Raw genomic sequence first — 17,119 nt, forward strand, 5'->3', positions numbered from 1 at the left:
TTTTCACCTGCCCGGGTCAGTATTCTATGCCTTTTCGCGCGGGTACACCCTGGTAATACGGGTGCTTGACCAGGGTGACGTCGCTGACCAGATCGGCATGCTCCACTATTTTCCTGGGCACGTACCGGCCGGTAAGAATCAACTCCACATGGTCCGGCTTGGTTTTGATCAGGTTCAGCACCTCTTCAACATCGACCAGGTTGAAATCAAGGGCGACATTTATTTCGTCCAGAATCACCAGGTCGTAATGTCCTTCCCGGATCACTTTTTGAGCTGTACTCAGCCCCTGCCTGGCCAGGTCGATATCGGCCTGCGACGGGTTTTCTTTGCTTACAAACGTTTCCAGGCCACTTTGCACGATAATCAGACTGGGCAAGTATTTTTCGGCGGCCTGGAGTTCGCCGTATTCTTTACTGCCTTTCATAAACTGGAGCATAAACACCTTGTATCCATGACCTATTGCCCGTAAAGCCTGGCCCAGAGCTGCGGTCGTCTTACCCTTGCCGTTTCCGGTATAAACCTGCACCAGGCTTTTATTTAACCGGGGTCGGGACACGGGAACACCTCCCTCCCATGAGCAAGCATGAAAAATCAAATTATTTTAATTATTTTATAAGCAAGAATCATGCCTTTTAAGCGGAAAGCCGAATTAGGGTATTGTATCAAAAACTCCTTGGAAAATCCCGACTTGCATATTGCTATGTTTTGATTATCGCAGCGTTTATAAAGGAAGCCCATCACTAAAAAACAAAATCTTTGTAGCTGATCGTAGACATGTGTCAATGCGTCAAAAACGCTGCTCCCCGGGCTGGGTAACCGCTATAAAAAAAATGGTTGGAGAAAATATTTCCTCCAACCACTACGAACAGTTAATTATTGCTTATAAATTTTGTTTTTAAAAAATAAGTAAAAGAGAGGGCCGATTATAAAAAACCAACCGGCAAAAATTGCCCAGGTTACCGCCTCCAGTTTCGACCGGCCGTTTTTACGCGCGTCAAGGCCCACCCAGATACCTGAGCAAACCATAATGGCAAGCACTGTCACATTAAAAATAATACTGATTATCATTAAATTGTCCCCGTTCAATTTTTTTCCTCCTGAATTATATCCCACCTGGGACACCTGGCGCCCCAGCGCCCGATGACGCGATCTTCCTCGTAAATCTCAGCGATTTCGCAGGAGTTGGGGCAGCCGTCGCATTCAAAGCTGCTGGTCCGGTAGGTCAGGTCGGAGATAAAGAATCCCTTGAAATTAGTGGTTTTATTGTTTAAAGCCATTTCTTCCCGGGCCAATAAGGCCGCCCCCACCGCGCCGATAACGTCGTGGTGCGGCGGAATTTGCACTTCCATCCCCAATGCACGTTCAAAAGCGGCCTTAATTCCCGCATTGGCGGCCACTCCGCCTTGAAAAATAACCGGCGGCAGGATTTCCTTGCCCTTGCCGACGTTGTTTAGGTAGTTGCGTACCAGGGCTTCGCACAACCCGTTGATAATGTCTTTCAGGGGGTGCCCCATTTGCTGCTTGTGGATCATGTCTGATTCCGCGAATACCGTGCACCGCCCGGCAATGCGCACCGGGTTCGTCGATTGCAGGGCGAGTTTGCCGAACTCGTGGATGGGGATCCCCAGCCGCGCCGCCTGCTGGTCCAGGAACGAACCAGTCCCGGCGGCGCAAACCGTGTTCATCGCGAAATCCGTAACTACACCGTTTCTGATAATTATTATTTTCGAATCCTGCCCGCCTATTTCAAAAACCGTTTGCACGGCGGGGACGAAAAAAGTGGCGGCGACGGCGTGGGCGGTGATTTCATTTTTGATAACGTCCGCACCAACCATTACACCAGCCAGGTAGCGGCCGCTACCCGTTGTGCCCACTCCGCATATTTCGATGTCACCTGGTAAAGATTGCTTAATTTCTTTCAATCCGGACTGGATGGTTTCCACCGGCCGTCCTTTGGTCCGCAAATAAAGGCCTGCCAAAATTGTTCCGGCCTCGTCCTGTACTACAATATTGGTGCTGACGGATCCAACATCTATGCCAAGATAGGCTTTCATCAAAGTCACTTCCTTGAATGATTGTATAATGAGCCATTACAAGGCACTGGCGGGACGTAGAATTTTACCGGTTTTTCTTAGTAATTTTTTGCGTTTCATTAAGTCGACAAACGCTTCCAGCCTGGTGGTCATTCCAGCCTTGCCGGTCTGCTCGTCAAGGAAAAAGGTGAGCACCGGTATATTATAATCTCTACTAACCGAGGTCAGAATTGTTTTGGCCACTATTTCCGGGATACAGGTAAAGGGCGCCAGCTGGATCACCCCGTCGAAATTTCGTTTTGCATACAGCACTGTATTACCGATGGAATCCCTGCCGTGTCCGCCGATTAATTCGGGCAAGTAGGGCATCGCGGCGTCCTTGACGGTCATGCCTTCAACGGTTTCTTTCCAGGTATTGTCCCTTGTCCACCCGGTTAAAAACATGGACCGCTCCACTTCTACACCTAAATTACCCAGCGTTTCCTCAATTTCCAGGTTGCTGGCCGGTTCCAGCAAAACGTAAATTTCTCCAACAATGCCCACCTTGAGAACCAACCGCTCAGGATCCTGTGGAATTTTATATATTTCTTCCAAGGCCGCCTTTTCGGCTTCGATAATTTCATCCATGGTATAGGCGGCGTCTATCCATTCCAACACTTTCTTATATGTTTTGGTGGTGGTGCCCGGCGTTAATTCCCTGGGCCTAACGACATGGGTGGCTTTTTCCGCGTTATCCAGGGCCTGCAATTTACGCCAGGCTCTTTTGATGCATTCGATAATTGATTTGATCGACAACCGCTTCGGGTTAAGCTTATAGACGTTGCGAATAAAATTCAATGGATATAACCTCGGCGGTTCAAAAACAATCATTTCCACGGGATGGCCCATGTCATGCAGAATTCTTTTGTGCAATTCGGCGTATAGCCCGGCCCTGCACGGACCAACACCGCCTGAGGTCACCAGAACGTTAGCCCCTTTTTCAATTGTTTCCAGGTAGGTGCCCATTAAAATTTTTAGTGGGAAACAAGCGAATTCTGGAGCGTATTGCACGCCCAAGTTTAATGTTTTGCGGCTGGGGCGGGGAGGCAGTACCACTTCGTTGCCAAGATCGTTGAGCAACATTTTAAACGTACGGTAGGATTCACCCATGTGCGGGAAGGTAACCTTGCGCATCATTGTTCGCTCCTTTTTTTGCGTTTTACCATGTCCACAAAAGCTTCCAGCCTTGTGCCCAGCCCTGCTTCACCGCTGTGTTCATCTATGGTCAAGCTCATAAATGGAATTTTGTTGGACCCGTTATTAATTTGAATGAATTTATCCAGTATGGAATCCGGTCCGCACCCGAAGGCCGTAACGTGAATAATTCCGTCTATGTCTTTGCGCCCGGCAAAATAATAAGCCGCCCGTAGGGTTCGATCGGTGAATGTCCAGAATAGCCTTTTCCCCAACTTATACCGCTGCAACTTTAAAAGCAGGGGGTGTAGGTTGTCTACGGTTACAACGTTAATGCCCATGCGGCGCAATTTGCCGATGATGTCTACGCTGATATACTGATCATGGATGGTGTAGGGATAACCTACAATGGCAAAATTCAGGCGACCGTCGCCGGTGACCGGTTTGATTTTTTTATGATTGAAGATGATATCAATTGCTTCTAATGGCTGAAAGCCGCGGCGCAATATTTTTTGAAACCTTAGCTGGGCCATTCTGGCTTTTACATACGCCTTGAATATTTTAAGCGATTTGGCGTTCAATAATTTTCCAACCGAATAAAAAGCCTTAAACAGAGCATTGCGCCGGGTGCGCGTGTCAATGCGCACATCAATAATCGGCGGCATATTTTCCAGGCCGTAACGGACCATGTCCGGCAGGCCCAGAAATTTTGGGCAATAAACTGTCTTATTGTTTAAACAAACAATGCGCGGGATGAATAAGTAATCAACCTTATCTTTTAAGGCGATGGCGTGGCCAAAAAAAACCTTGACCGGTACGCAGGCGTCGGCTAGAGCCTCGCGCACTCCATTGTCCAGTAATTTTTTGGTCGTTTTTCCGGAGGAAACCACCTGTGCCCCCAGTTCCTCGAAAAAAACCTTCCACATGGGGTAATATACATAATAAAACAAAGCGCTGGGTATACCGATACGGATCATTTATATTCCTCCATGTAAAACATTTGTTTACGTTATTTTCAGGTAATACCCAAAAAATGCCCAAACATCTAATATATTCTTATCTTGATATTCTTTTTGATTGAAAAAATTCCTTTCTAAATTTCAACAAAAAATACAGCTTGCCGTGCCCCGGTTACTTCTGTACATTTTACCGGCCGGGGTGTCACTTGAATTTTATATTTAAATTTAATCGTTTGAATGTAAATATATGCTTGTCCTTTTGGCAGGGGCTGACAAGGTGCTGTAGAATATATGGATGAGTTGAAAAAAAATTGGAGGTATTTACGCTGGCCGGGTTTAAGATGATACAATCGGCAAGAAAACACAAATTCGGCCCAGAGACAGGAGAAGGAGGTACGGCATGTCTGCCCAAATTAATTTAAACCCCGCGCACGGGAAAGCCATTGAAGAATTCGCCCGTTTAAATCCTGAATCCATGGCGGATAAGGCTATGGTCAGTTATGAACGGGATAAATCCTTTTTTACGGTACCTTTTTTGGGTAAGGAATACCGGGTTTACTACCCCAGCGGTAGGGTGATGTATTGCAACGAGCAGGGGGAGGTACCGCAGGCCTTTCAAATAGTATTGCTGCATTACCTTGCCAAGTGCAGCAACAGGATGCCGGAAGGGTCCAAGGTGGCCTTCAGAGAACTGCCGAGCGGTTCCATTTATGTCGGACCATTTACCAATCGCTCCATCAAACCTTTGGTTTCCATTTTTGGCTCTAATCCGAATAAACTGGTGGAGGCGGCGGTAAAACTTGGCGGGTGGAAGGAAGATCTTGGGGATGTGGCCGTTACGGTGCCGGTATTGCCCAAAATTCCAATCACTTTTGTATTGTGGGAGGGTGACGATGAATTTCAGCCATCGGGCAATGTTCTCTTTGACGTTTCGGCTTCCAGTCACTTACATACGGAAGATTACGCGCTGTTACCGGGACTTGCCGTCTGGGAACTGAAAAAGGCGGCCCAAATTTAATTGCTGGGGGATGGATAAATGCCCGAAGAAAAAACAATTTCTACGGAAACAATTTATCAGGGTAAAATCATTTCCGTGCGCAAGGATCAGGTAGAGTTCCCCGACGGCAGGTCCGGGGCAAGGGAGGTGGTGGACCTGGCCAGTGCGGTGGCTGTTGTTGCCGTCACCGACAAACAGGAAGTATTGCTGGTTAAGCAATATCGCTACCCCACTGGCCGTGAACTGCTGGAAATCCCCGCTGGAAAGGTGGAACCGGGTGAAAACCCGCTGGATTGTGCTAAAAGGGAGTTGGAGGAGGAAACGGGTTATCGAGCGGTATACTGGCGTCAAATAGGCGCATTTTTTACTTCGCCGGGGTTTTGCACTGAAAAAATATACTTGTATTTCGCCGGCGGTTTAACCCCGCATAACCCCAAGTTGGACCCTGATGAGTGTATTGAAGTACATTTGGTACCGCTGCGGGATGCATTTCAGATGGTTAAAAACGGCGATATACACGATGCCAAGACCATTATCGGCCTTTTGACTGCGGAAAAGATGGTAAATAAATAGCCCCTCAAAGCCGGGGCTATTTTATGCGCTTGCACCGATACGATCGTACCTGGAAAGTGTCACACCGTCCGGACCTAATTTGGCGATAAGCGGGCCGCCGGTCAAGTGATCGGGGGTTTCAAAAAGTACTTGGTCCATAATTCTGATTTGAGCCCGCTGCATGGCTGCAGCCAAAACGAAAGCTTCAGGGTTGTGACCGGCGCCGGCGTGAACGAACCCGGAACAGGTTCCCAGTACAACAACACTGCCGCCGGCTACCACTTCGGCCCCCGGGTGAACGTCGCCCAAAATGGTGATATGGCCGCGGTAGGTCACTCTGTGCCCTGATCTTAAAGTGCGTTTAATCAGCAGCGCATGTTCGCCGGGCGAGGTATGGTTTTGGTCAGCAGACTTGGGGGGTCGGGCATTCGGGCGTTGTCCCTTGATCCAGTGAGCACCCGGGACAGGTATGAGCCCGTATCCTTTGCATATTGCTTCCAACTCGCTTTGCTCTTCCGGAACAAGCTGTTTTCCGGCATACAATGTAAATTTGGCGCCGGTAAAAAAGCCGCGGGCCGATTCCATCTTATTAATCAGACCGCTTTTAATATCCTCAAAATTTCGGTTGGGATCCAGCAAAATAACCAAACCCTGTGGCGTTCCTTTGATGTTGACTGCTTCTTTCGGCAAATGCCAACCTCCTTTTCCAGGATATGCATAAAATTTTCGATAAAAAAAATCATTTTCCTGCATTTTTATATGCCATTGTCGCGTTAAATAAAATCTTGGCGTTACTTTTGTAAACCAAAAAGTGTTACCATTTGTAACATTATAATTAAAAATTTAAGCATGCACGAGCTAGATTATTATAACTGCCTTAATGGGCATTTAACGGGTGTGTACAATCTTAAGATTTAGTTGTTAAAATATTTCCATAAGTCAAAATTTTTAGCGAGGTGGTCTGCGTGTTTTATCCGGAAAGCACAAGCTATTTGGCCGGCAAGTCAAAAAAGGAGGATTACACCGCTGAAAAAATTCTTAACACTATTTTTGAGAACAGCAACGAGGGCCTGCTGGTTATCGGGGAGAACGGCGAGGTCCGGCAGGTTAATAACGCTTTGGCTTCAGCGCTTAAAACTACTCCGGATAAAATGATTGGCAGACTGCTGACTGACGTTTGTAAGCATAACGGGCTGCGAAGATTGATTAAGGTCGTTAATAGCGGGGTGCCGGAATTCGGGAAATTGGATAGCATTGACGGGCGCAGTTTTTTGGCTGACTATATCCCGATTATCAGTAATCAGCTTATCCAAGGGGCTTTGGCCAAGATCATTTTTTTGACTCCCGAACGTGAACCGGGGTACGGACTCGGAGAAGGGGTCAGGAAGAAAAAGCAAGCATCCCGTAATGGTTTGACAGTGTTTTACACCGTGGACCACATTATCGGCAACAGCCCGCAAATGATCGACCTGAAAGAAACATTGCTCAAGGTTGCACCGCGTAATTCCACTGTTTTAATCACGGGTGAGAGCGGTACGGGAAAGGAGCTTTTCGCCCAGGCCATTCATGCCGCGAGTTTGCGCCGTTCGGGGCCCTTTGTTAAAATAAATTGCGCTGCCATTCCAGATACCCTGTTGGAGTCTGAATTTTTTGGATATGAAGAAGGGGCGTTTACGGGCAGTAAAAGGGGAGGTCAAATTGGAAAATTGGAAAAGGCCAACGGTGGAACAGTATTTTTGGATGAGATAGGTGATTTGTCCTTTTCACTTCAAGCCAAGCTGCTGAGATTTATCCAGGATAAAGAAATCCAAAAGCTTGGCGCGAGTGAAACCAAAATGTCTGATGTCCGCGTTGTGGCGGCAACCAATGTTAACTTGGATCAAATGGTTAAATATAAAAAGTTTCGCGAAGACCTGTATTACCGGTTGAATGTGGTTAACCTCTCCATTCCGCCCCTCAGGGAAAGAAAAGAGGATATTCGCGCGCTGGTTGATTGCTTTATTGAAAAATACAACCGGTTATTCGGTATACAAGTAACAGGGTTGACCCAGGAAGTAGAGACAATTTTTCAAAGGTATTCATGGCCCGGAAATGTAAGGGAATTGGAAAATGTCATCGAACGCGCTTTCAATGTGATTGAAGGGAACGTGATTTGTAAAAAACATTTACCCGCCCAACTTGCTAATATACTTGGCAGTGAAGGGTCGAACCGGGAATCGGAGGATTTTCAGCAAGAGAACGGTTTTTCCCTGACGCTTTCGGAAGGGCAAACTCTGGCGGAAATTATGGACCAGGCTGAAAAAATCATCATTTTGCAGGCGCTGATGAAGAGCAAGGGAAACAAGGCCAAGGCGGCACAGCTTCTGGGCATATCCAGACCCGGATTGTATAAAAAACTGGTTAAATACAACCTGGCTTAATTTAATTGTTTGTTGCAGAGTTGGCAAGGGGCGCGCCGGGCCGTTTAGACAGGGTTTCGTTCGTTTGTGGTACTACGTTGATGGTGCGGGTTTAAGTTAATAAAAATTATCACCGGATAGCTTACACAATGGTGTAGGCTTTTCTTTTTATTAACAGGGATGGTTTGCTACTTGTAAAAACGGGTTAACATTAATGTTTCGGGGTGCAACCGTTTAATGCCCCTTGCTGCCGCTGGGGAGTCGAAAATAGCAATTCGGGTCTCAATTTCGGCGTTTGGGGGTGGTCAAACATGTGGTTGCTTAATAATTGCTGGTTAAGTATTTAAACAAGTTGAAAGATTCAAAATGACGTGAAGGAGGGCGGGAAAGTGGATTTTAATTTAACCCGGGACCAAAAAATGATCAGGGATGTGGTGAGGGATTTTGCCGAGCAGGAAATTGCTCCTAGAGCAACTGAGATTGATCGGACTGGTACGTTTCCCCTGGACATTATCAATAAGATGTCCGAAATGGATTTGATGGGACTTCCTTTTCCCGAAGAGTACGGGGGAGCGGGAGCCGATTATGTCAGTTACTGCCTGGCAGTGGAGGAAATATCGCGCGCCTGCGGATCTACTGGGCTTACTTATGAGGCGCACATCTCGCTGGGATGTATGCCTATTTATCTCTTTGGAACGCAAGAACAAAAGAAAAAATACTTGACCATGTTGTGCCGCGGAGAATGTGTGGGAGCATTCGGTCTTACTGAGCCGGAAGCCGGTTCCGACGCCGGTGGAACGAAAACCACCGCCGAACTGGACGGGGATGAGTGGGTAATCAACGGCAGCAAGTGTTTTATTACCAACGCCAGTTACGCCAAGTTTGTCACCATCACGGCTGTTACTGATAAAACCAGGGGTAGAAAGGGTATTTCCGCCATTATTGTACCCACCGATGCGCCCGGGTTTACCATCAGGTCAAGCTATGAAAAAATGGGGCTACACGGTTCCAATACCACCGAGCTGTTTTTTGACAACGTTCGTGTACCCAGGGAAAACCTGGTTGGTAATTTAAACGAAGGGTTCAAGCAATTTCTCAAGGTTTTGGATGGGGGGCGCGTTGCCATTGCGGCGATGGCGGTGGGGATAGCCCAGGCCTGCCTGGATGCATCGCTTAAATATGCTCATCAAAGGGTGCAGTTCGGGCGAAGCATTTCCAAGTTTCAGGCTATCCAATTCAAGCTTGCCGATATGGCGGTTAATATTGAACTGGCCAGGCTGATGTATTTGAAAGCAGCCTGGTTAAAAGATAACGGCCAGCCCTATAGCAAAGAAGCCGCGATCGCCAAACTTTTCGCTTCGGAGATGGCTACCCGGGCGGCCCTTGATGCCATCCAAATTCACGGCGGCTATGGTTATATGAAAGAATTTCCGGTGGAGAGATACTTGCGCGACGCAAAACTGCTGGAAATCGGCGAAGGTACTTCCGAAGTGCAAAGGCTTGTTATTGCCCGCCAAATCGGTTGTTAGGATTTTAATCCGGGGATTCTTCATGGGAGGAAGTCGTAAATATAGAGAGTATTACATCCCCCTAAACGGGGCGGCTGAATCGCAGTCAAAAAATATTCGCTGAAGTAGCCATATTATGGCGTTTATCAAAGAAAAGGCATACGGTGGTTGAGATTATCGGGCACTTCGGCATATAGACGGTCATTGTCCTGGAACTGGTGCGGGATATGGAAAAGTGCGGCAAGATCTGCAGGAAAAAGGACCGCATGCCTGCCATTCTTTAAATATTAAAGTTATATCCAAATAATTTTTGATAATAGTCTTTTTTTTAATCAGTAGAAAGGATTTTAGGAAAACAATTTAGAATATTATAAACAGTTAGAATATTAACTAATTATTAGGAAAAAAAATAAATTTCCTGCATTCCGGGAAAATCTCACTGAAACATCGGGCAACTAATTAAAAATTTTTGAAGGAGGTCAATACTTTAATGAAAGCACCACAGTTTGAAGTCGGCAAAATTACAATGGGAGAGCTTGTTGATTTAATGGCGGATAAACTGGGTGATAATCTGGCGTTAATGTACCCCAAAAGACAGATCAAGCTCAGCTACCGTGAATTTCGGGATATTTGTAACCAGGTGGCCAAGGGGTTTATGGCTCTGGGGATTGAAAAAGGGGAACACATTTCCATTTGGGCCAATAATGTGCCGGAATGGATCTATACCCAGTTCGGCAGCGCAAAGATGGGGGCCGTGCTGGTGACGGTAAATACCAATTACCGTTCCTTTGAATTGGAATACTTGTTAAAACAATCTGATTCTACCACCATCATTCTGGTAAACGGTGTCAAGCAACCTGATGAGTACGTAAACATTATGTACGAGCTTTGCCCCGAGCTAAAAAATTGTGAACCGGGGAAATTAAACAGCGCCAGGCTGCCCAGGTTAAAAAACGTAATCTACATTGGCCGAGAAAAGATGCCGGGTATGTACAACTGGGACGATCTGATGGAAATGGGTAAAAGGATTTCCGACGAAGAACTGATATCGCGGCAGTCTTCTTTGCACCCGGACGAGGTAATCAACATGCAGTATACTTCCGGTACCACCGGGTTCCCCAAAGGTGTTATGTTAACCCACACAAACATTATCGGCAACGCTTTAAGCCAGGCGGAGTGCATGAATTTTACCCCCGATGATTGCCTGTGTATCCCCGTGCCGTTTTTCCACTGCTTCGGCTGCGTAATGGGAACCCTGCTTTGCGTGGTTTCCGGCGCAACCATGGCGCCGGTGGAATCGTTCAACGCGGTGAGTGTCCTGGAAACCATTGAAACCTGCAAGTGTACCGCTGTGCATGGCGTTCCGACAATGTTCATCGCTGAACTGGAGGAAATGGAAAAGAACAAGTATGACACCTCGTCGCTGCGTACCGGGATTATGGCTGGTTCCCCTTGTCCCATCGAAGTGATGAAGGCTGTGGTAAGTAAGATGGGCGCCAATGAAATTTGCATCACTTACGGGCAGACCGAATCATCTCCGGGAATAACCATGACCAGGACCACCGACCCCATTGAATTGCGGGTCAGCACGGTGGGAAGGGCGCTGCCCAACGTAGAGGTGAAAATTGTCAACCCGGAGACCGGCGAAGAATTGCCGCCCGGAGTGCAGGGCGAATTGTGCACCCGTGGTTATCACGTGATGAAGGGTTATTATAATATGCCAGAAGCCACGGACCAGGCCATTGACAGTGATGGGTGGCTGCATACGGGTGACCTGGCTGTAATGGATGAAAATGGTTACTGCAAAATAACGGGAAGATTAAAGGATATGATTATTCGCGGCGGCGAAAATATCTACCCCCGTGAGATTGAGGAATTTTTATATACCCATCCCAAAATCAAGGACGTTCAGGTGGTGGGGGTGCCCAGCCGGAAGTACGGCGAGGAAGTTGTTGCCTTTGTGCAGAAAAAACCGGGTGAGATATGTACTGAAGATGAAATCAAGGAGTTTTGCAAAGACAAAATTGCCCGGCACAAGATCCCCGCTTTTGTGATTTTCGTTGATGAGTATCCGACTACCGCCAGTGGCAAGATTCAAAAATACAAGTTGCGTGATACGGCCGTTAAAATCCTGGGGCGCGAAGAGGATGCAAAAATTGAAACGGCCTGATGATATGATTGAACGGAAAATTTTCGTGTTCAGCCTTGGTAACGTGTAGCAACGGGTTTTGATAATTGTGTTTATTCAGAACATATAAACGCTTGTTTACACTATTAAATTATTTTTATCAAAAAAGGCCTATAAAGCAAATTAGTGTAGTTATTCGTGGACGATAAATATTTTGGGCTTTAAATTTATTTGGTCCGTTTATTTTGATAAAAGGCAATTAAACGATCTAACCAACCAGTCAACTAACAATTCTGAAAAGTGGCTAAGTTTTTGCAATAATGAAAAGAGAAAAAACGGAGCAGTGATTTTTCCCGGCTGCAAGTAACATTATTTGAAAAAAGGAGGATTTAAATGAGCCAGACACACAATATGGGTGATTACGACAAGACCTATGCAGAATTTAAGTGGGAAGTGCCGGAATTCTTTAATTTTGCCAGGGACGTACTGGATAAATGGGCTGAAGACCCGAATAAGTTGGCCATTTGGTGGGTTGATGACGATGGTAATGAGGTAAAGAAAACTTTTGCCGAACTTTGTAAGAGGTCCCGTCAATTATGCAACGTATTGACTGAACAAGGGGTTAAGAAAGGCGATGTTGTTGTCGTTGTCATGCCGAGATTGATCGAGTGGTGGGAGACCAACATCGCCTGCTTGCGGATGGGTGCCGTAATCAGCCCGGGCACCACGCAACTGACGCCCAAGGATTTGAAGTACCGGTTTGATTCCGCTGAGGCTGTTTGCGTCATTACAGATCCGGAGAACGCCCCTAAAGTGGATGAAGTGCGCAACGAATGTCCTTCCGTAAAGAGCTTTATTTTGGTCGGCGGCAACCGAGATGGTTGGATCAACTACGAAGATGTCGTCAGCAGCGCATCCGATGATTTTGAGACCGCCAATACCCGCAGTGATGACAATGCCATCTTATATTTTACTTCCGGGACCACCGGTTATCCGAAAATGACTTTGCATACCCAGGCCAGTTACGGCATCGGCCATATTATCACCGGTAAATACTGGCTTGATTTAAGGCCGGATGATCTCCACTGGAACCTTTCCGACACCGGCTGGGCCAAAGCGGCCTGGAGTAGTTTCTTTGGTCCGTGGAACTGTGGCGCGGCGTTGTTCGTGCACCATACACCACGCTTTGACGTCAAGAAAACACTGAGTAACTTGGAGAAATATCCCATCACCACCATGTGCGGGCCGCCAACGGCTTACCGGATGTTCGTTCTGGAAGACCTTTCCCAGTATAAGTTTAAGACGTTGCGACATGTGGTAGCAGCGGGTGAACCGCTTAACCCCGAAATTATCGATACCTGGGAAAAGCATACCGGTTTAAAAATCAGGGATGGGTACGGGCAAACCGAAAGCGTGTGTATGGTCGGCTCATTCCCCTGCCTGGAAGTGCGCCCCGGTTCCATGGGCAAACCATCCCCGGGCTTTGTGGTGGAAGTAATTGACGATGAAGGTAATATTCTGCCCAGGGGCAAAGAAGGTGACATTGCCGTTCGGGTCAAGCCTGAAAGGCCGGTCGGTTTGTTCAAGGAATACTGGAAGAACCCCGAAAAAACCGCTTCCTCCTACCGGGGCGACTGGTATATTACCGGCGACCGGGCCATCAAGGACGAAGACGGTTACCTGTGGTTCGTAGGCCGGGCCGACGACGTTATCCTTGCCTCGGGCTACCGGATCGGGCCTTTTGAGGTGGAAAGCGCGCTGATTGAACACCCGGCGGTGGCGGAATCAGCCGTTGTATCCAGCCCGGACGAGGTCCGCGGCGAAGTGGTAAAAGCATTTGTTATTCTGGCGCCGGGTTACCAGCCTTCGGATGAACTGGTTAAAGAACTGCAAGAGCATGTGAAGAAGGTGACGGCTCCATACAAGTACCCGCGGAAGATTGAATTTGTCGATAGCCTGCCCAAGACCATCAGCGGCAAGATCCGCAGGGTCGAATTGCGTGAAAGGGAGTGGGCCGGTAAGAGATAACATAAGGTTTTATAAGTATAGGGTTTAATGCAAGTGGACGGGTTGAATCTAGGGTTGCCCGTCCTTTTTTATTTGATACCGCTATTTTTTAAATTTTAATCTTATAGCGTTTAAGTTTTTTATATAGCCCGGCCCGGGAAAGACCAAGCAGGGAAGCGGCCCTGTTTTTGTTGCCATGACAAGCTTTCAATGCGTTATTAATCGCCTCCCGTTCAATTTCCTCAATTAACTGGTGCAAACCACCGCGGCTGCCGGTCCCCTTGTACTTTTGCGAGCTTTGCAGGTACAATGGAAGATGCTCTTTGCGGATTTTGTCTCCTTCAAGAATATTAAACGCGCGTTCGATCACGTTCTCCAGTTCCCGGATATTGCCCGGCCAGCGGTGATTTCGGAGAACAGCCATCGCTTCCTGGTCTATTCCGCTAACCCGCAAGCCGAACTGCTTGTTAAATATTGCAATGAAATGTTGGAGCAATAAATCCAGATCATCAATCCTTTCGCGTAAGGGTGGAATGTTTAAAGACACCACATTGATTCGGTAGTACAGGTCTTCGCGAAACTCACCTTCGGCCACCATCTCTTCAAGGTTGCGGTTGGTGGCTGCAATAACTCTCACATCAATCCGGCGAGGCTTGGTGTCGCCAAGTCGTTCGATTTCCTTTTCTTGAAGTACGCGAAGCAGTTTTGCCTGCATTAAAAGAGGCATATCTCCGATCTCATCCAGGAAAATAATACCTTTGTCCGCAAGCTCAAATTTGCCCACATGGCCACCCTTTTTTGCACCGGTAAAGGCTCCTTCCTTGTAACCAAATAATTCCGACTCCAGCAAGTTTTCCGGTACTGCGGCGCAGTTAACCTTGATAAAGGGGCCGTGATTGCGCCCGCTTTCCGTGTATATGGCCTTGGCAAAAAGTTCTTTGCCCGTGCCGCTTTCGCCACGAATTAGTACTGTGGATTGGTTTTTTGCCACCCGTTTGGCTGTTTCCTTTAAAGTAACAAAGGCCGGGTTTTGCCCGATAATTTGGTCAAAGGTAAACCTGGACCGGTGTACTCGTTTTAGTTCACCTTTATAAAAAGCAAGCTGGCTGCGTAAATTGCTAATTTTCTCAGACAGGGCATACAAATCGGAAATATTTTTAAAAACGACGGTTCCCAGAGCGCCGACAATCTCTCCGTTTTTCCTTATGGGCACGCGGTTGGCAATGATTTCCTGACCGTTTAAGGTTGTTATATATCCATACTCGGGCTTGCCGGTTTCCATAGCTTTAGGGAAAATTGGGTTGTAAATTTCCTTGACATGCTTGCCGATGATTTCGTCTGCTTTTTTATTGAAAAAACTGGCAAAAGCCTGGTTGGCCATGGTAATTATATAATCTTTATTAACTGCCACTATTCCGTCGCTGGACAGTTCAAGGATGCTGGTCAAAGTTTCTTGCAACTCCCTGATTTCCTCGTTTTTAGTGGTCAGCTCGTTAATAATATTATGTATCTCGGTAACATCTTGAAAAACCGCTACCGCCCCTACGATATTGCCATTGATAATAATGGGAGTTCGGTTGGACAGGTAAGTACTGTTTTTCAAAGAAAGCCTGCAGCCTAATTGGGGCTGCCCGGCTTCCATTACTTCCATTAACCCGGTGGTTGGAAAAAAATCCCTGACGTGCCGGCCTAGAATTTCCCCGGCAGGTAGCTCAAGGAACTTTTCCACCTGGCGGTTACAAAAAATAATCTCACCTGAACGGTTTACAGCAACCACCGCGTTATTGGTTGAGTCAAGGATATCCCTTAAACTGATCTGCACATTTGTTTCAAACATGTTTGTTTACCCCGGGCCTTTCTGAATTTGTTTTGGTCCACGTTTCTATTTTTCTGCAAGTTCAAGCAAAACCCTGCAGTTAAAAAAATGGCTCATGTATTGGTTACTAAACATATCAGGCCCAAAAACCCGGGTTTGGCGTTCCTGTATTTTAAATTAACCTTAATTTGCGGGCCGCTTCCCGCAGCTCGGCCCGAAAATCGGGGTGCGCTATGGATATTAGTGCCAGCGCCCTTTCCCTGGCTGTTTTGCCGCGCAGTTTTGCTACGCCGAATTCGGTAACTATATGATCCACATCATTTTTAGAACAGCTTACCACTGCACCTTCCTTTAAAACCGGTACTATTTTTGATATGGTACCGTTTTTTGTGGTGGAGTGTAGTGCGATAAATCCTTTGCCGCCGGGGGAGCGAAGGCATCCCCGGGCGAAATCGGTCTGCCCGCCCGTGGCGCTGTATTGCCTTGGGCCAATGGTTTCTGAGGCGCATTGACCCAACAGGTCCACTTCAAGGGTAGTATTAATTGAGACCATTTTGTAATTTTTGCCGATTACGTAGGGATCGTTTACATAAGATACAGGGTGCATTTGTACCAAGGGATTGTCGTTAAGAAAGTCGTAAAGTCTCCTGGTGCCGGCCGCGAAACTTCCCACAATTTTACCAGGATGCAATGTTTTTTTCTTGCCGGTAACTGCTCCGCTTTCAATTAGATCCACCATTCCATCGGTTACCATTTCAGTGTGAATACCCAGATCTTTTTTACTTTTCAGGGCATGGGCCACGGCATTGGGCAAACCCCCGATGCCCAGTTGAATGGTGGAGCCGTCCTCGATCATCTCTGCAATATAGCACCCGATGATTTTATCTTCTTCGGTCATGGAAGGTATGGGAATTTCCGGTATGGGGGCGTTGCTTTCAACTATATAATCCACCTCGGAAATATGAATCAGGCTTTCTCCCAGGGTCCGGGGCATGTTCGGGTTAACTTCCAGCAATACAATCCTGGCTTCGGCTGCCGCGGTGGTGGTGTAGTCCACGGAGAGGCCAAAACTGAAATAACCCCTCTCATCCATCGGGGAAACCGTACCCATGAAAACATCCACCTGGACGTATTCCTGGAAAAACCGGGGATACTCGTGAAAATGGCCGGGCATGAAATCGGCCCAGCCCTCATTGACACCTTTCCGGTTTGTCCCGCTGGTGAACCAGGATACGTGCCGAAAACTTCCCGTCATGGCCGGGTCCAAGTATGGGGCTTTGTTTAGCGGTAGCATCTGGTGGATCTTAACCCCCTCAAGTTCATCCCTGCGTGCGGTCATGGCATTAACAAGGGCTACCGGTTCCCCGCACCCCAGGGGCAACACAACATTGTCCCCGGACTTGATAACTTTGACCGCTTCCCCGGCCGGGACTAGTTTTTGCTTGTATATCTCTTTTACTTTATTGCGTTGCACGGGGTAAAAAACCAACTTGTGTGCGCTGGATGAACGGGCCGGCTCAATGGATAGGTCGACTGACATTTGGAAG

Annotated in this window: 13 protein-coding genes; 6 read left to right on the forward strand and 7 right to left on the reverse strand. The window is 47.3% G+C overall.

Annotated elements, in window-relative coordinates:
* Nucleotides 1-16 precede the first annotated feature (16 nt).
* The 4 genes from cobO to IT084_RS08820 all read right to left on the reverse strand — a co-directional run bounded on the left by cobO (nucleotide 17) and on the right by IT084_RS08820 (nucleotide 4,183).
* Nucleotides 17-556 carry a cob(I)yrinic acid a,c-diamide adenosyltransferase gene (gene cobO, locus IT084_RS08805; protein ID WP_195712492.1) on the reverse strand — a complete coding sequence of 180 codons (540 nt, stop codon included), beginning with the start codon at nucleotides 554-556 and terminating at the stop codon, nucleotides 17-19.
* Nucleotides 557-1,082: 526 nt separating this feature from the next.
* On the reverse strand, nucleotides 1,083-2,054 hold the full coding sequence (locus IT084_RS08810; RefSeq protein WP_195712493.1) for an acyl-CoA dehydratase activase: 972 nt from the start codon (nucleotides 2,052-2,054) through the stop codon (nucleotides 1,083-1,085).
* Nucleotides 2,055-2,090: 36 nt separating this feature from the next.
* On the reverse strand, nucleotides 2,091-3,206 hold the full coding sequence (locus tag IT084_RS08815; protein ID WP_195712577.1) for an acyl-CoA dehydratase activase-related protein: 1,116 nt from the start codon (nucleotides 3,204-3,206) through the stop codon (nucleotides 2,091-2,093).
* The gene (locus IT084_RS08820) at nucleotides 3,206-4,183 is read right to left on the reverse strand and encodes an acyl-CoA dehydratase activase-related protein (protein ID WP_195712494.1); all 978 of its coding nucleotides are present in this window, start codon (nucleotides 4,181-4,183) and stop codon (nucleotides 3,206-3,208) included. The genes IT084_RS08815 and IT084_RS08820 overlap by 1 nt, the downstream gene beginning before the upstream one ends.
* 382 nt (nucleotides 4,184-4,565) lie before the next feature.
* Here IT084_RS08820 and IT084_RS08825 point away from each other — a divergent pair, with 382 nt between their 5' ends.
* Nucleotides 4,566-5,183, forward strand: a complete 618-nt coding sequence (locus IT084_RS08825) for a DUF3786 domain-containing protein (RefSeq protein WP_195712495.1) — start codon at nucleotides 4,566-4,568, stop codon at nucleotides 5,181-5,183.
* An 18-nt stretch (nucleotides 5,184-5,201) separates the two neighbouring features.
* The gene (locus tag IT084_RS08830) at nucleotides 5,202-5,735 is read left to right on the forward strand and encodes an NUDIX hydrolase (protein ID WP_195712496.1); all 534 of its coding nucleotides are present in this window, start codon (nucleotides 5,202-5,204) and stop codon (nucleotides 5,733-5,735) included.
* Between the two features lie 21 nt (nucleotides 5,736-5,756).
* Here the strand turns inward: IT084_RS08830 and minC are convergent, their stop codons facing one another.
* Nucleotides 5,757-6,404 (reverse strand): septum site-determining protein MinC, encoded by a 648-nt coding sequence (minC, locus tag IT084_RS08835; RefSeq protein WP_195712497.1) that lies wholly within the window; start codon nucleotides 6,402-6,404, stop codon nucleotides 5,757-5,759.
* A gap of 275 nt (nucleotides 6,405-6,679) precedes the next feature.
* Between minC and IT084_RS08840 the strand changes: the two genes are divergently transcribed.
* From IT084_RS08840 to IT084_RS08855, 4 genes are all read left to right on the forward strand, one after another.
* Nucleotides 6,680-8,134: a sigma-54-dependent Fis family transcriptional regulator gene (locus tag IT084_RS08840; RefSeq protein WP_195712498.1), complete on the forward strand. Its 1,455-nt coding sequence runs from the start codon at nucleotides 6,680-6,682 to the stop codon at nucleotides 8,132-8,134.
* Between the two features lie 368 nt (nucleotides 8,135-8,502).
* Nucleotides 8,503-9,642, forward strand: a complete 1,140-nt coding sequence (locus IT084_RS08845; protein WP_195712499.1) for an acyl-CoA dehydrogenase — start codon at nucleotides 8,503-8,505, stop codon at nucleotides 9,640-9,642.
* A 469-nt stretch (nucleotides 9,643-10,111) separates the two neighbouring features.
* Nucleotides 10,112-11,791 (forward strand): AMP-binding protein, encoded by a 1,680-nt coding sequence (locus IT084_RS08850; protein WP_195712500.1) that lies wholly within the window; start codon nucleotides 10,112-10,114, stop codon nucleotides 11,789-11,791.
* A gap of 351 nt (nucleotides 11,792-12,142) precedes the next feature.
* The gene (locus IT084_RS08855) at nucleotides 12,143-13,777 is read left to right on the forward strand and encodes an AMP-binding protein (RefSeq protein WP_195712501.1); all 1,635 of its coding nucleotides are present in this window, start codon (nucleotides 12,143-12,145) and stop codon (nucleotides 13,775-13,777) included.
* 88 nt (nucleotides 13,778-13,865) lie between these two features.
* Here IT084_RS08855 and IT084_RS08860 read toward each other — a convergent pair whose 3' ends face one another.
* Together IT084_RS08860 and IT084_RS08865 are read right to left on the reverse strand one after the other, a co-directional pair.
* Nucleotides 13,866-15,593 (reverse strand): sigma-54-dependent Fis family transcriptional regulator, encoded by a 1,728-nt coding sequence (locus IT084_RS08860; RefSeq protein WP_195712502.1) that lies wholly within the window; start codon nucleotides 15,591-15,593, stop codon nucleotides 13,866-13,868.
* Nucleotides 15,594-15,744: 151 nt separating this feature from the next.
* Nucleotides 15,745-17,112: an acetyl-CoA hydrolase/transferase family protein gene (locus IT084_RS08865; protein WP_195712503.1), complete on the reverse strand. Its 1,368-nt coding sequence runs from the start codon at nucleotides 17,110-17,112 to the stop codon at nucleotides 15,745-15,747.
* Nucleotides 17,113-17,119: the final 7 nt, after the last annotated feature.

This window comes from Desulfallas sp. Bu1-1, from assembly GCF_015594625.1.
Taxonomy (GTDB): domain Bacteria; phylum Bacillota; class Desulfotomaculia; order Desulfotomaculales; family Desulfallaceae; genus JADNRQ01.